This is a genomic window from Streptomyces avicenniae, from assembly GCF_000719135.1.
GTDB classification, from domain to species: Bacteria; Actinomycetota; Actinomycetes; order Streptomycetales; family Streptomycetaceae; genus Streptomyces; species Streptomyces avicenniae.
Genome location: NZ_JOEK01000066.1, coordinates 1 through 200, shown reverse-complemented (window position 1 = coordinate 200; position 200 = coordinate 1). Strand labels below are relative to the sequence as shown.

Annotated in this window: 1 rRNA gene; it reads right to left on the bottom strand. The window is 62.0% G+C overall.

The window, feature by feature from the left end:
* A 5S ribosomal RNA gene (gene rrf, locus IF27_RS30705) occupies positions 1 to 93 on the bottom strand; the annotation flags it as partial.
* Between the last annotated feature and the right edge of the window lie 107 nt (positions 94 to 200).

Genomic DNA, 200 nt, shown 5'->3' with positions numbered 1-200 from the left:
CACGGTCCCCCATGCAGTACCATCGGCGCTGGAGAGCTTAGCTTCCGGGTTCGGAATGTTACCGGGCGTTTCCTCTCCGCCATGACCACCGGAACACCTAAGGGGTGTGCCGGGACCGGAACCCCACACACACAACCCACCCTTTGGGTGGTGGTGTGAGGGTTCGCTGGTCGGCGAATTCTTCACAGTGGACGCGAGCA